This window comes from Stygiolobus sp. RP850M (assembly GCF_037389295.1).
GTDB lineage: Archaea > Thermoproteota > Thermoprotei_A > Sulfolobales > Sulfolobaceae > Stygiolobus.
Map to the genome: position 1 here is coordinate 58,514 of NZ_JBBHKU010000059.1, position 15,361 is coordinate 73,874.

Genomic DNA, 15,361 nt, shown 5'->3' on the forward strand with positions numbered 1-15,361 from the left:
ATTAATATTGAAACTTTGCGGAATAGATTTAGCTGTAAAGAGACCTTCAACAATCGGAGTCCTGAACGGAAACACAATAGAAGTTTATGAGGGGAACGAAGACCTCATTCTTCAGCTTTGTGCTACTTCTGAAATAGTGGCTATAGATTCTCCATTATCTTACAGTAAAGGATTTAGAGATGTTGACAAACAGATGATCAAACGAGGTTATCGTGTGTTACCACCGAGTTGGATGGAGAGCCTCGTGGTCAAGGCAATTAAGCTATCAAGGATGTTAAAGGGGAAAGTGATTGAGACTCATCCCACTTCATCTCTTAAGAATATTGGTTTAGATTGGAGGAGATATAACGTTAAGAAAGATATAATAGATGCTGTGGTTGCTGCTCTAGTTTCGTTATCTTATATGAAGGGTGAAGCAATGGAAATCAGAGGTTCGGACGGAGTTATATATCTACTTCCTAAGAAAAAGATAGAGATATCTAAATTGTCCGAAAATGTTTTTACATTCCTAGAATAGCTTATCTAATTCCTCTATTAATTTATATATTTTGCTGTAAAAAAATATGGCTATAAGTGTACTAATTAAGATTGAGATAATTATATCGAGTAAAGGTGAGACGGCTATTATCCTTGCTAGTAATACAGTATAATTAATCATTATCAGCAGAAAAATCCCCCACATGAATATTTGTATCATTAGCCTAAACTCTTGATTTTGAATTTTTCTAGTATAGTAAAGAATGAAGAGTATCAGTAAAAATGGAGTCAGCACTAGTAAAGACAATGAAAACAAGGCTAAGTAAGGAGAAAGAGTAGCTATTAAGTCGGCTAAGTATATCGAACTAAAAGTCAATGTTATACTTAGGATTGAGAATTTCAAGAATGACGTGAGAATTTCTGGTGATTTAAATGTTATATGACCCAAGTTTTTAACTAAGCTATCGAATCTATCTAACCTTAACCTTAAATACATCTTACTTATAGTCTTTAGGACTATCTGGTTTCTAGAAGTTAAAACGCTAGCTATTGTAGAGGATACAGCTACGAGTACTGTCGATATGTTATAAATTATCGTAACGGGAAGTCCTAGCTGTAACGCGGTAAGAGATATAACTATTCCGAATTCACTTAATGAAGTCATAAATAATCCAGTTCGATAAGCCCTCAAGAAATCGACTCCTGAAAACCAATAGGCAGTGCTAAAGGCAAAGAGTTTTGTTAAAACGAGAATTATGGAGATCAGTATGTAATACGATATAAATCCAGAAATTTTGAGATAACTTCCGGCAATAAAGAAGAAGAAAATTAGGGTAAAGTCAACCAAAGGTTTCATATACCTTATTATCTTCTCAGGATCTGTTGACGCATAAGAAGTACCTATACCCAGTAAAAAGTTAGCTAACGTTGAAGGTAAGCTTAGTATGGAACTTAGTAAGTTGAATAAAAAGACGGATGCTACGCTAGATAAAATTACAGACTCATCAGACTTTGCATACTGTAATGTCGGGTTTATGAGAACTTTTGACACAACATAACCAAGCGCTAATGAGGAAAGCGAGGTGATGAGTAGATTGAATATATTCACGTTTCCTGAGGTTATAATGCCTAACGCGACGAAAGCTAATGTGTCTTCAAGTGAGGCAACAGAGAGAATAAGTTTGAAGTCGTTTTCGTCTAGCTTGCCTTCCCCGAGCTTAAATGCAATTGATGTACTGGTGTTAAAGCCTATTACGGTAAGTAAAAGAGTTTGGGTTAAAGAGAGTTTGATCGCTAAACCAACTATAGAAATTACAATATAAACAATTAGAAATTCTATAATCACTATGAAAAGTGCCCTTCTGAACATCTTCTTGAGATCTACGAGGTTAACGGAAACTCCCATTTCAAATGACAATAAGTTTACAGCGAGAAAGGAGATAAACTGGAATTCTGGATTATTATAATTCAACCCTAAGAGTTCTCCTATTAGACCGGACACAAGGTATGCGAGAACGGGGGATATCCTAAGCCTTCTCAGAACTAAACCGGAGAAAGTTGCTATGACCAGCGTTAGTGTAAGGATTGTATTAGTGCCTTGTATCATGAATAGTAATATCGATTTTATAAGTATATAAGTAAAAAATGGTTGATTATAATGGTCGTTGTAAGAGTCGAGAATGTAGAAAGCGAGGCTTTAAGAGATAACCCTTTAAAAGATCCTAATGTAAGGAAGGTCGTTCACATAGTCTCCGACGATATTTCTAAACCCTTGATAGTTGTCTATCTAAGCGGTTTTCTATCTTCTTCCATTTCGTTATTGAACTACGATCCTTTAGGGGAAAACATTGTAGAAAAGATAGAGAGGCTTTCTAAGGAGGATAAAATAAATAATACAGTGGTAATACTCCCAGATCTCTTTACCAAGTTAGGCGGCAATCAATATATAAATTCTACGGCAGTAGGCCTATATGAAGATTTCTTAGTTAAGGAATTAATACCCTATCTAAAAGAAAAATACGACAGTGACAAGATAGTTCTAATGGGCAAATCTTCTGGCGGTTACGGTGCAATAGTACTAGGAATGAAGTACCCCGGTCTAATTCAAGGAATAATTGACCACTCAGGTGATGCTTACTTCGAGTACATTTATATTCCTATGTTTCCTTCCGTGATCAGAACCCTGAGAAAATTCAGGGACTACAAAGACTGGCTACAAAAGTTTTGGAGTAAGGAGAATAAGAAAGAGAAAGAGGATTTAAACGTACTAACCATAGTAGCAATGGCTGCATTTTACTCACCTAAGGACGATTATATCGAGTTACCCTTTGAAACGGAAACAGGTGAAATTATAGAAGAAGTTTGGAAAAAATGGATAGAGAAGGATCCAGTGAGAATGGTAAACCGGTATCACGAGAATCTGCGAAAACTCAGGTTGATCTACCTTGATGTGGGTTTAAGGGACGAATTTAAGATTAATTTCGGTATGAGGATTTTACACGACAAGATGAAAAAATTAAATGTCCCTCATATCTATGAAGAATTTGAAGGAGGACATTTTAACACTAGTTTTAGATATGATGTATCTTTATCTTTGGCGAGTAGAGTATTTAATGAAGAAAGAAGGTAATGAGAATTGATAATACGCTTTCAAAGGACGGGGGACTGTTATTCGTTAACTGATGTCGTTACAGAGAGTATAGGACAGTGTGAAAGGTACGACGTAATCGTCATAGAAAAATTAGAGAAGGAAGTATTGGACAAAATAAAGGGAACCAATATCAAAATTTTCGAATGTGATGAGGGAGAGGAAAAATGTATAGAAAAAATAAGAAATTCAGTGTATAGAATTATAAAATCATGTAAATTTACATGAACTACAATAGCCTCCCTTAAATTCAGTCCAATCGGTAGAGAAGTAAAACTCGCAACGTACATTTTCTCCGCTCAGAACCTTTGATAACCATATTTTATCGTCAGCCCACATCTCCTCATAAATGGGTTCCTTTAACCACATAGGTATAGCCTCATCAGTTTTAGTAGGAATTCCGGTGAACTTTGTAATAAGGAACACGTGCATCTTTTCTGCTTCTTCTCCATGTATAAACAAGATCTCGGCTACCTTCCTAAAGGACTCAATATTTACTTTAATTTCTTCATTGACTTCACGAGTGATACATTGCTCGGGCGTTTCACCTTCCTCAACTTTACCCCCAGGGAATGTTAGATACCCAGCTCCTAAGCCTCTGAGTTTTCTTATAGAGAGTAAAAAATTACCGTCCCTTATTATTCCTAGGCATGTCTCCTTCATTTAGCTGGAAACCCAGGTTTGACTAGTCTTTTCAAGTCAAGTATGGTATTGATTTCTTCATCCTTATATCCTAATTCTCTCAGTGCTTCCCTTATTGACATTCCCTTAGCTAGTTGTTTACCTATTTGAGATGCCTTATCATATCCGATTATGGGTGATATGATAGTAACTAATGAGGGGCTACTTTCGGCGTACCTTCTCATCTTTTCTACGTTTGGAACCATACCGTTGATAACTAAATCTGACATTTTACTAAATGCCTCAGCTAATAAGGTCTCCTCCATTACGAGATCGTAACCTACTAGTGGAACACCCATAGCCAACTCAAATTCACCTAGCATTGAAGCGAACTGTATAGCGTGATCTAAACCTACGACTTGAGCACTTACTAGAAGAGAAGCCTCTACAGTCACCGGGTTAGTTTTACCAGGCATTATACTGCTTCCAGCTATTTCCTCTTGGCTGGGAAGTTCAATCTCATTAAACCCCGTCATGGGTCCTGAAAACATTAATCTTATGTCTTGCCCTAGTCTATATAAGTTCACTGCAGAAGTCCTCAGGACTCCACTTAGCATTAACATATCGGTGAGAAGTTTCAAACCCCTGAATTTATTTGCGGGTTTGAAGCCCATAGAAGCAATTTTGTTTATCTCATTGACTACTCTCTCCTGAAACTCAGGATGTGCATTTAGCCCAGTACCTACAGCTGTACCTCCTATGGGAAGTTCTTTTACGTATTCCAGTATTTCCTTCAACTTTTCTAAGTCGTGTTGAAATGCATCAGCGTATGACAATAATTCTTGACCTAAAGTTACCGGTAATGCATCTCTTAAATGAGTCCTGCCTGATTTAATTACATCGTTAAATTCCTGACCCCTTTTATTCAGAGACGTGATGATCTTTTCGTACGCGGGAATTAGAAGTTCGTATGCGGTTTTCACTGACGCAATGCGTATTGCAGTAGGTACGGTGTCATTAGACGACTGCCCGAGGTTTACGTGATCGTTAGGATGAACTTTCTTCCCTGAAATTTCCGTAGCCCTCTCTGCAATAACCTCGTTTATGTTCATGTTTAACCCGGTTCCAGAACCTGTCTGAAACACGTCTACAATCACTTTAGAGTCAAATTTCCCTTCCATTACTTCTTCAGATGCTTTCATAATAGCTTGTGCTATTTGCTGATCTAATAGTCCTAATTCAGCGTTAACTTTAGCACACGAATACTTAATAGCTCCCATAGCCCAAATTATTTGCCTAGGGAACTTTGTCCCAGTGTTCATAAAGAGTTTCGGAGCTGTTTCGGTGTATTTCATATTGATTCTATTTAAAGAAAGAGTGTTACTTAATAATTTCGATTAATAAGAGTAAAAAAGGGATTACTAATAGCATGAAGATAATATATTATTAGATCAATCCTTAAGTTTAGAGTGATGGGAGTAATAAGGAAATTCGAAGTGAGTCACCTTAACACTAACTGCTATTTAGTAACTAAAAATAATTCAGGGATATTAATCGATGCAGGAGAGAACCCAACAGAAATTATATACTACGTTAAAGATAGAGGAATAGAATTAAAGGCAATCCTTGCTACTCATGGTCACTTCGACCACGTTTTGGGTGTGCCTGAGTTAAAGAAACACTTAGGCGAAGTCATATTCTACTTACATGAGAACGATGAACCGTTGGTTAAAAACGATCCCCGAACTTCTCACATTTCCGTAGACGGTTATGTTAAAGAAGGAGAAATGGAATTTGACGGTATTAGAGTTAAGGTGATCGAGACTCCGGGGCACACTTTAGGTAGTGTTACGTACTTGATAGAGAATAACTTATTTACCGGTGATACTCTCTTTAACGAGAGCATCGGTAGATACGACTTAGGAGGAGATAAGGCTCTCCTTAAGAAGAGCCTAAAAAGGTTAATGGAGCTTGACGATTTACTAACAGTGTACCCAGGGCATGGTTTTCTTACGACGTTAGGTTACGAAAAGTTGCACAATCCGTTTTTAAACGGGGAAATAGATTGGCAAATATGACTTAGCATGAACGTAAAGATACTTAAAGTGGAGAAGTTAAACGACGTTATAGAAGTCGAAGGTTTAGTACCTGCAAAATGTGCTGTAGGGTACTACGATGTAAGAATTAAAATACGCGGTTTTAAAATTATAGAAAGCAATTGCCAGTGTGGTCAACCAATTTGTCAGCATGCTGTAAAACTGCAGTTAGCATACTTAAGAGTCTCTAGATGACCAGTTCTGTTTCCAAAACGTGAGTAATGCATAAAATGACGCGAAGTATTGTATTACTAATGCTATTGTTCCTATTAGGAAAGTCTTGAGTTTTTCCCTCATGATTAGTTTTGCCAAGGCATAGGAAAATGGTATTATGGAGATTGTAGGTAGTATGCGGGTTATTATGAACATCGCTATTAATGATGGTCTAGGTCGTAAAAAATGTTCAAAAATTTTGGCTAAGATTAGTGATGAGTGAGTTCCCCCAGTTAGTAGTACGTTCAAGATACCTTTCTCTAGTATTCTCTCAAACAAATGCAAGTTTAATATCAAGTGTATATCAAGAAATAAGGATAGAATTGACAACAAAGGTAGCATATTTAGGTAGGTTACGTTAAAGGAATATATTAATCCTCTTTTATTTATAACTCCTTCTTTTATTTCCTTTATAAAGATTAGGTAGTTAGCTCTAGTCCAACGGGTTACTTGTTTGGCGAAAGTCATAACATCATTAGGGGGTTTTGTATAAACTATAGCGTCTATAGCTTTTACGGCCTTATAACCTTTCATAATCACGTATTCTGTAAGATCTCTATCGTCTGATAGGATCATTTTTCTGCCGAATATTCTAGGGTTTCTAAATTCCTCTGATAATACAAAAGGCTTTATTAAATCGGTTCTATATAGGACGCACTGGCCACTTAATATTATAGCACTCCCAAAGTAATTAACTGCTCTGTTTACCAATTCACTCATACTTTCGAAAAACTCCGCGTAGTAGTAGGACCATTTTTTACTCTTCATCATTCTGATGCTTGCACCTACTCCCCCCACATCTTCAGTCATATAAACCAATAGTTTTTCTACACTATCCTTCGATATTATAGTATCACTATCCAGTAATAGAACTAGTTTAGTTGTCACATATTTTATCCCTTCAGATAACGCAACTCTTTTTCCTGACCTCTTTTTAAGGCTTATGAAAAGTCCCCCATATTTCTTTACTATGATGCTGTAGGGTTCATCAACACCATCTCCTACTACTATTAACTTAAGGCCTATTCGGGCTATTGACTTTATTACTTGTTCAAACAGTCTTACATCTTCTTTATATACTGGAATTAACACCGTAATGTCGGATTTTGTAAAATTAGTATTATATTTCTTTGGCTTGTATTTAAGTCCGTAGTATGTGATAAGTATAAAGTAAGTAATGGTTAATACTGAAGATGATATTACGAACATAACGTGAGCGGTGAAGTTTAACATTCAGATATCAAACAAGATATCGCATATAAAAATTTTAGTCAGAGAAAAAAACTTTTGTAAGTCCTAGTTTAACTAGTTAATTAGTTTTTTAATAGATATAGGAGAAATTCAATATCTGTCTAGTTAATAATTAAGCTAGTAGTTTACGTTAAGATTAGTATCAACCTTAATCGAAAAGACCGTCTTTTATATAATATCTTTATATGATATAAGGAAAATTTAATTTATTTTAAGTTTGTATTTATTGTATGACAAGGTTAATCCTACTAGGAAATGAGAAATTAACAATATTATATGATTAGGGCTACATATTGAAGAACTCTACTATCCTTTACCCATCGATAATCACCTGCATCAAGCTAAATTGGGTGTATGGAGTGACGGAGACTTCAGTTGGTTAGATCAACTTAATCCTAAGATTGATTATGTAGAAAACTCCCTATCTTCATTTGCCGAGGCTGAATTCAACGGGAGTAAAATAAAGTTGGTGGACGCTATAGATATGGCTTATGAGATTTTTGTAAGAGAGGTTAGTGTTACCTTATCAAAGTCTAGTGATTTGAGAATTTTTCTTTCACCATGATTTTCACGTTAATGGGAATGACATAGGGGATACGGCACTCTATGATCCGTTTACATCCTCAATTATTCATTATAAAAGAGACAAGTGGTTTCTCTTTAAGTGTGATATTCCCTCTACAGGGTACTGCCGGAACAGATAGCACCAAATGGTTCATATACATCTGTAGCACCGTTGGTTTGGAGCCATGCGGAGTTAATTCGGACAATCTACATGCTAAAACATCTATCAATCGAAATTTATCTTCTTAATAATGAATTTTAGAACACTTATTTTTAATCAATTGAAGAAAAATAAAGTCACATGAGATTACAAATATTTACCTGGATCATTCTTCTGATACTATTATCACCAATTGTTCTCGGCATACAAAATTATTTTATTTACTCTGATGCACCTTTCTTGACGCCTCAGTACGGTAGTGTAGTCGTAAAGCACATATTGGTCAAATACTTTAACTACTCTGAAGAAGACGACATATACGTCCTTGTCTCAGGAAACTATAGCCAAGCGTTCAAGGAAGTAAATAATTCCCTTAAGTACTTGTCAGATGCGAAACTAATAACACCGTATGACTACTTAAATCAATCCAACCAAACCTACTTTAAACTCATTTCGCCTATAATTAACTCCACATACGAAAAACTTTTACCACTTCATTCTTTATACGTAAACCTTACCAAAGAGAGAGCGTATATTTTGCAAAACTTTTCCATTTTTGAATATGAGCTTAACGTAACTTATGGTATTCCCATTCACAAGTTTTATCCAGTTGGAGCTGAAGCGGAAAAGTTCTATTACATATACTCACAGCTAAATGGTAGTGAGTTACAAAAGGCTAGGAACGCAAGCTTAACCGTATTCAAAAACCCGTTCGTTCTTCTATTCTCGTTCTCGAACTACTCCAATACTTCACTAGTCCGTTCTACCTTATTGAACTTCTCTAACTATTCATATCTCGTAAAGATTCTGACAAGAGAGAGTGTGCCAGAGAACGCTTTGGTTGATCCTTTTAGTTACGCTACTAACCAAGTCGAGAGTGAGATTAAGCCCATGCCCATATCTTTGTCTGATTTTCATCGAGACGGAAAGTGGTTATTCATTATACAAGTCCCGAACAATGAGAGTTTAACACAAATTGAGGAGTTTATGAATAACATTAACGCGACGGTTACTGGTCACCTTCCGATCTATGCGGAATCTGCAATAGCCACTGAAAAGGATCTAAAAATAATCGACATAGTGACGGTGATACTCCTTTCAATTCTCTTAGTATTGTTAATCAGGGCTCTAGTACCTATTCTGATACTGATTCTAAGTGCCGTAATAGGTCTCGAAATAGCTTACGCTTTGCTATTCTTAGCTACTTTCTTCGGTTACCAAATATATTATATATCAGGGCTGGTAATTCCTCCTATAGTATTTGGAATTACAGTAGATTACTCGATACTGTTTCTATATAGGTATTTTGAGGAAGTGAGAAAAGGTACGGAGAATCCAGTCTCAAAGTCATTCAGGACAGCTGGAAGAGCTCTATTATTTAGCGGTCTTAGCATAACTCTAGGGTTTTCGTCCTTCATTATATCATCGTCTCCTCTCCTGAAGAATATCGGCATAGCGTTAGTAGTGGCTTCTGTGTCCTCGCTTATACCCGCGTTGTTCTTTATCCGGAGTGTGCTATTGACAATTCCACAAAAGTACATTAAGTTCCCAAGAAAAGAGGTACCAAATCCATACGACATAAGGCAGAAATACCTTGAAACTATGAGCAGAGCGGCGATCAAATGGAGGTATGTTATATTGGGAGTGATGGTAATACTTGGCTTTTTAGGTTATAGTGCGTTCATAACCCATACTACTAACATCGCCATAAACGAGATAGTACCGCCTAATAGTGAAGTTGTAGCAGGTGAGCAAGAGTTACTCCACTTTCTCAACTATAGTGTGGACTATATAGTGATAAAGGGAAATCCCAACTCTTCTTACACTCAGATCTATAACCTATCTAAATTTATAATAGATAATAACGGACTAGTGTACGGTCCTGCTTCTATAGGGTCAACATTAATAAAGAACCAGACCTACCTAACTAACCTTTACTTTTCTCACAACTATACGTTGATTGAGGCGTACATACCATACCCTGTTTTCAGTGACGGTGCAATTTACATCACGAAACAAATAATGGATATGGGTTATTTGGTTGGAGGCAGTAATGCGGAGAGGATTTACATCGTTGATAATACCGTCCAAGTCTACTATACTTTCGTTTTACCTCTGACAATAATTCTAATAACAGTGTATTTAGGTATAGTATTAGGTTCTGTTATTGTTCCTTTAAGACTGTCTTTAACTCTTCTCTTAAGCTCCTTAGTCGGAATAGCGTTAATGTTCATCATATTTAACCAAGTTTACTGGTTATCACCTCTGATAGTCTTCGCTATAATGTATAGCTTAGGCATTGATTACGACATGTTCATTATAATTAGAATACTAGAAGAGAAAGGAGAGGAAGAAGAAAGGATCGTTAAGGCTGTGAAGAACACTGGTCTGGTCGTTACTGCAGCAGGACTAATTTTGGCAGGTGCGTTTATGTCTTTAGGATCAGCTGATATGAGATTCCTGCAAGAGATCGGAATATCAGTTGGGTTAACTATACTTTTCGATACATTCATCGTGAGACCGATAATGGTACCGGCCGTTATGGCAATACTAAAGAAATATAATTGGTGGCCCGGGCTGAGAACGGTCGAGAAGTATGTCATAGACGAAAAACAGAACTAGCAGGAGATCAGCCTTATCTTGGTTTAAGAAAATTAATTTTCTCTTTTTCCAGTGTATGTAAAGAGGATGAACCTTACAAGGGCTGAGAAGTGATGAAAAGATCCTGCTGAGCTCCTCGAGTGTCGAATCTACTTGTGTTAACTTTAAATATTTTAGATATATCTATTTCTTTCATGAATGACATGGTCACCAAACTTTTGTCAGTTATTTTTGTCATTTCAATCTTAGCGACTACCTTTTCAATAATTCCTAGTCAAGCAACAATACCTAGACTGTCCTTCATTACGGTTCCTCACTTAACACAATTGATAGCCCCTGGGATGACAGAAGTCCCTATAACATTATCTATAACTAACCTAGGTTCTACAGTTTATAATTTAAACATAACCCCCTTAACTAAATACCCCTTTGAGACGTTCTCTTGCTATGAAGGTACCCAGAATATAAGTATACCAATATTTCAGCAGGGTGATACGATCAACGTTACCTTTATATATAACGTATATCCCAACGTGACTGACGGGGTATATAAGTTATACTACGAAGTTTCTGGAACATTACCTAATGGGACTAATTTTACTAAGGAGCTTTCTGTAGATATTCCGATTTTAGGGTACGTCTCAATTTCAGCAAGTTCTGTTTGGGGTACAATATCATCTCCCCTACTAGTAGCTCCGGGAGAGAATAATGTACCGTTGAGTATAATCTTGATAAATTCAGGTAACGTAATAGCTAGTAATGTTAGTTTAATTCTGGAGAATCAATTTCCTATTAAGTTCTCACAAAACGTAGTAAAGGTAGGGTATTTGCCAATAGGGCAACCCGTCACAGTGACGGTATATTCAAGCATTTACCCTAACGCGAGTGAAGGGACATACAGTATTCCCGTCGAAGTAAAATATTTTAACGGTGTGACAACTATAGACAACTTAACAGTAGTTGTAAACGGTTATCTCAATTTCTCCGTTACAACTATATGGGGATCTCCTCAGTCTCCCATTATAGTATCGGCTGGCGAGTCCCAAGTACCTTTAACTTTCCTAGTGAAAAATTTAGGTGATGTCAATGCGTTAAACGTATCCTTGACGATAAGGAGTGGATATCCCTTAATATCATCTCAGAATTCGGTTTACATAGGAGTAGTTCCAGCAGGCGAGGAAAACTACGGAACAATAACAGTTAGTGTATACCCTAATGTCTCATCTGGAGTTTATTATATACCGGTTACCATCAAATTCTTCTCTAACGCGAGTGTCAAGGAGCTAGTTCCCGTTGAAATATACCCGACAAATATAACAGTAAATACTGTAACGATTCCACCTCAAGTCTTCCCAGGCTATTATGACGTAAGAGTTGTACTTCTAGTCCTGAATTACGGAGAAGGAATTGCAGAGAACGTAAGTGTTTTCCTCAGTAGCGGTCTTCCAGTAGTATCTCCCGATGAAGTAGATCTAGGAGCTATACCTTCGGGTAAGATAATAAACACTACGTTCTTAATTAACGTTCCTAACTCAACATCCCCCGGCTATTACTACCTCAACTTCACAGTAAAGTATGATGGCGGTAAAATAACCAAGTCTTACAAACTTCAAGTGTATCCTAAAGCTGACCTCGAGATAGTTAATGTTTACTATCCTACTATAAACCCAGGGTCTACTAATGTTCCAATTACTTTAACGATTAAGAACGTAGGAAATGTAACAGCTCAAAATGTGAAGGCAATATTAGGAAGTAGTGATGTAATATATCCTCACGTAAGCTCATCAAATCCTCTGATGGGATTGACTGCTTCTGAGGCTTACTTGGGAGATTTAAAACCAGGTCAGGAGGTTAATGTTACATATGTCGTGGATGTTAGCGGGGGTGCTCAAGTAGGAAACTATGAGGTTACTTTAACATTATTGTGGAACCAATCCGGTTCGCTATTTCCTTTCATTCAAAACGATAGATTTACTATTCAAGTTAGTTCTACAGCTCTTGATAATTTAGTAAATGAGGGCGTGACCTTTCAAGTTGGGACTTCAAAATATAGTGTGGGTTGGCTATATATTATTATAGGAATTATAGTGATTATTTTAGTGATAGTAATAGCAATAAGGCTATCTATGAGGAGAAAACCTAATGCTGGAGGAGGAACTTGAAAGAGGAAAGAGAGATTATTACAGGTTATTTGTATTGATTAACTCACCAAGGTGGAGGTATTTTTTACTTAATTTCCTGTCGGAGTTTATAAAAAGAAGGGACAAAGGTTCGCTCAGTATAGGTTATGCTTTTCACCCATGGGTAGAAGGTGCCAAGGACAGGATTCAAGATCTAAAATCGTCTCTTAACATCAATTCAGTAATAGATATAGATTATTCTAGATATACCAAGTATCTTGGGGCGACTTTTGATATAATGATATTAGACGCAGTGGATGACTTTAGACCTAATTACATCTCTGCTCTATCAGACTCGGTCAGAGGAGGAGGAGTAATAGTTTTATACAGCGACAATATAGAAAATAATAAGGTATTTAAGAACTCGTTAATTAGGGACGGCAAAGTGGATAACTTCTTTGAGCAGAGATTCCTACGGTTAGCTAAAAATCATGAAGGGGTATTGGTTATCGACGAGAAAGGAGAGAGTTTTAAGCCTTTAACCCAAAAGGTTCAGAGACCGGTTAGGAGCATTCCCGAAGCCCCTCACGTAGATAGGAGGCTTCATGAACTGTGTCAGAGTAAAGACCAAAATAAAGCCCTAGAGGAAATGAGATTTATTATGGAGGGAGAGGACAAAAGGATACTAGCCATAACGGCTCCGAGAGGAAGGGGTAAGAGTTCTGTAACTGGTCTTTTCTTATCTTTCCTAGCTAGTGAGCGCAAGTTCGATAACATAATTGTTACTTCTCCTACCTATCTCTCTGCCCAGGAGATTTTTTCCTTTCTAGCTAAAGGGTTAGACACTCTAGGATTAAGATATAAGTTAACGAGATCAAAAGATGGGAAAATCCTCAGCGTGGCTTCAAAGGAGGTTATAGTAAAATGGCTCGCTCCCGATCTCGCGAAGGATTATGAGGGAGACTTGATAATTGTAGATGAAGCCGCAGCACTAGGACTTGATACGGTAAATTATATAACTAGCCGGTGGAAAAAGGTGGTTCTAGTATCTACAATTCATGGATACGAGGGAAGTGGTAAAGCCTTCCTCAAATACCTCAATTTCTTACCAGAGAAAGTGAAGTTTAAGCATATTACCCTTACCTTTCCTATACGCTATGCACAAGGTGACCCAGTCGAGAGGTTTTTATACGATGTTATGCTCTTAGACGCAGAGCCGAAACCTAGAAAAGTTAATGAGGTGAAAGTCACGGAGTTAGATAAACAATCTCTATTTAAGAATGAAGGGTTATTGAGGCACTATTATGGAATCCTAGTGTCTGCTCATTACAGAAACTCCCCTGACGACCTGATGATACTAGGAGATCTTCATTATGAAAGAATATTTGCTATGGGAGAAATAGGAATAGCCCAAGTAGTAGAAGAAGGTAGACTATCTAAAAGTGAAATCAATACGATACTCAACGGCGGACAGAGCTCAGGTAACTTAATTCCCCAGAGGCTAATCAAGCACGAGAGAGTATACGAGTTCGGATTTATAAAAGGTTGGAGGGTTATAAGAATTGCCATTCACCCCGATTACCAAGGAAAAGGGTACGGTTCAGCCTTACTTAGCGAAATTGTAAGGATAGCGAGAGAAGAAGGACTAGACTGGGTAGGTTCTTCGTTTACCTCTGATGTCAAAGTACTAAGCTTTTGGATTAAGAACGGTTTTATACCAATATATCTCTCCACTCGAAAAAACGAGGGATTAAACGGGTACTCAATCATTGTAATTAAGCCTTTGACAGATACCGCAAAAAGGCTTTCGTTACATGCGTCTGAACTCTTGAGAGAGAAGGTCTTGAGGACGGCTCATCAAGTATACTTTAATGTTAATCCCTTAATTTTAGCTAATATACTACGGGTCTTACCTAAAAGGTCTGAAAAAGTCGAAATACCTGTGGAATATAAATCTAAATTAGAAGCTTATTTAAGCGGTTACCTTCCTTATAACGCTGTTGCAGATGCAGCACACTACGTAGTTTCAAAGTATTTTTCTACTGCTGAAGATGCATTTCTTAATGAAACTGAAGAAGCTGTTTTAATAGCACGGACTATTCAAGGTAAGAGTTGGTATCACACGTCATTATATCTAGATATAAAACCCAGAATAGCAGAAGAAATCATGAGAGGTGCTATACTAAAGATCCTCGAAAGGATATGAGTTTATGTTATGAAAGCTTTTATTTATGGTTTGTCTTATTGTAATCTTATGAGGCTTATATCTAAGCTTATACTAATATACTTGATAATCGAGTTAGCAATATTCTTAGTTATAAGCTCGATACCGTCGCACAACCCTTCTGTTCTTCAGGAATATAATGGTTTAGAGAACTCAGTTCAAAACACGAATTACTTCGGTAAGGTGTTAATGATTTTTCCTCATAACCTAGCTATAGCTACTGCCGATTTCATACCTATCATAGGAATATTAGTTTTCGGTATTACAATAGCGGATACTGCATATGTAATTAGTGTAGTGTCTACTCACTACGGAATACCGGGTATAGTGGCAGCAATTTCTTTGTTACTTCTACCTCACTCAGCGGTTGAACTCCCTTCATATGCC

12 protein-coding genes and 1 pseudogene are annotated in these 15,361 nt (G+C 37.0%); 9 read left to right on the top strand and 4 right to left on the bottom strand.

From position 1 onward, the window contains the following. Positions 1-7 precede the first annotated feature (7 nt). Positions 8-517, top strand: coding sequence for a DUF429 domain-containing protein (locus tag WIW52_RS08110; protein ID WP_337702373.1), 510 nt, complete (start codon positions 8-10; stop codon positions 515-517). On the opposite strand, the gene WIW52_RS08115 is transcribed toward WIW52_RS08110, so the two are convergent. After that, a complete protein-coding gene (locus WIW52_RS08115) occupies positions 509-2,083 on the bottom strand; it encodes a cation:proton antiporter (protein WP_337709777.1) in 1,575 nt (524 codons plus the stop codon). The genes WIW52_RS08110 and WIW52_RS08115 overlap by 9 nt on opposite strands. Positions 2,084-2,134: 51 nt before the next feature. Between WIW52_RS08115 and WIW52_RS08120 the strand changes: the two genes are divergently transcribed. Continuing rightward, complete coding sequence (locus tag WIW52_RS08120; protein WP_337709779.1) at positions 2,135-3,106, top strand: alpha/beta hydrolase-fold protein; 972 nt, start codon at positions 2,135-2,137, stop codon at positions 3,104-3,106. Between the two features lie 228 nt (positions 3,107-3,334). On the opposite strand, the gene WIW52_RS08125 is transcribed toward WIW52_RS08120, so the two are convergent. Then, positions 3,335-3,787 (bottom strand): 8-oxo-dGTP diphosphatase, encoded by a 453-nt coding sequence (locus WIW52_RS08125; protein ID WP_337709780.1) that lies wholly within the window; start codon positions 3,785-3,787, stop codon positions 3,335-3,337. Continuing rightward, positions 3,784-5,100 (bottom strand): class II fumarate hydratase, encoded by a 1,317-nt coding sequence (locus WIW52_RS08130; RefSeq protein ID WP_337709782.1) that lies wholly within the window; start codon positions 5,098-5,100, stop codon positions 3,784-3,786. Before WIW52_RS08130 ends, WIW52_RS08125 begins: the two co-directional genes overlap by 4 nt. Positions 5,101-5,217: 117 nt before the next feature. Between WIW52_RS08130 and WIW52_RS08135 the strand changes: the two genes are divergently transcribed. Next, positions 5,218-5,823, top strand: a complete 606-nt coding sequence (locus tag WIW52_RS08135; RefSeq protein WP_337709784.1) for an MBL fold metallo-hydrolase — start codon at positions 5,218-5,220, stop codon at positions 5,821-5,823. Positions 5,824-5,829: 6 nt separating this feature from the next. After that, positions 5,830-6,036, top strand: a complete 207-nt coding sequence (locus WIW52_RS08140) for a hypothetical protein (protein ID WP_337702357.1) — start codon at positions 5,830-5,832, stop codon at positions 6,034-6,036. Here the strand turns inward: WIW52_RS08140 and WIW52_RS08145 are convergent. After that, positions 6,019-7,287 (bottom strand): glycosyltransferase family 2 protein, encoded by a 1,269-nt coding sequence (locus tag WIW52_RS08145; RefSeq protein WP_337709786.1) that lies wholly within the window; start codon positions 7,285-7,287, stop codon positions 6,019-6,021. The genes WIW52_RS08140 and WIW52_RS08145 overlap by 18 nt on opposite strands. Positions 7,288-7,651: 364 nt before the next feature. On the opposite strand from WIW52_RS08145, the gene WIW52_RS08150 reads away from it, so the two are divergent. The 5 genes and pseudogenes from WIW52_RS08150 to WIW52_RS08170 all read left to right on the top strand — a co-directional run. Next, entirely contained in the window at positions 7,652-7,870 is a 219-nt protein-coding gene (locus WIW52_RS08150) for a hypothetical protein (RefSeq protein WP_337709787.1), read from the top strand. Between the two features lie 300 nt (positions 7,871-8,170). Then, a complete protein-coding gene (locus WIW52_RS08155) occupies positions 8,171-10,651 on the top strand; it encodes an MMPL family transporter (protein WP_337709788.1) in 2,481 nt (826 codons plus the stop codon). 173 nt (positions 10,652-10,824) lie between these two features. After that, positions 10,825-12,792, top strand: coding sequence for a COG1361 S-layer family protein (locus WIW52_RS08160; RefSeq protein ID WP_337709789.1), 1,968 nt, complete (start codon positions 10,825-10,827; stop codon positions 12,790-12,792). Continuing rightward, the gene (locus WIW52_RS08165; RefSeq protein ID WP_337709791.1) at positions 12,773-14,956 is read left to right on the top strand and encodes a tRNA(Met) cytidine acetyltransferase TmcA; all 2,184 of its coding nucleotides are present in this window, start codon (positions 12,773-12,775) and stop codon (positions 14,954-14,956) included. Before WIW52_RS08160 ends, WIW52_RS08165 begins: the two co-directional genes overlap by 20 nt. A gap of 48 nt (positions 14,957-15,004) precedes the next feature. Beyond that, positions 15,005-15,361 (top strand): annotated as a pseudogene (locus WIW52_RS08170) (stage II sporulation protein M); the annotation flags it as partial.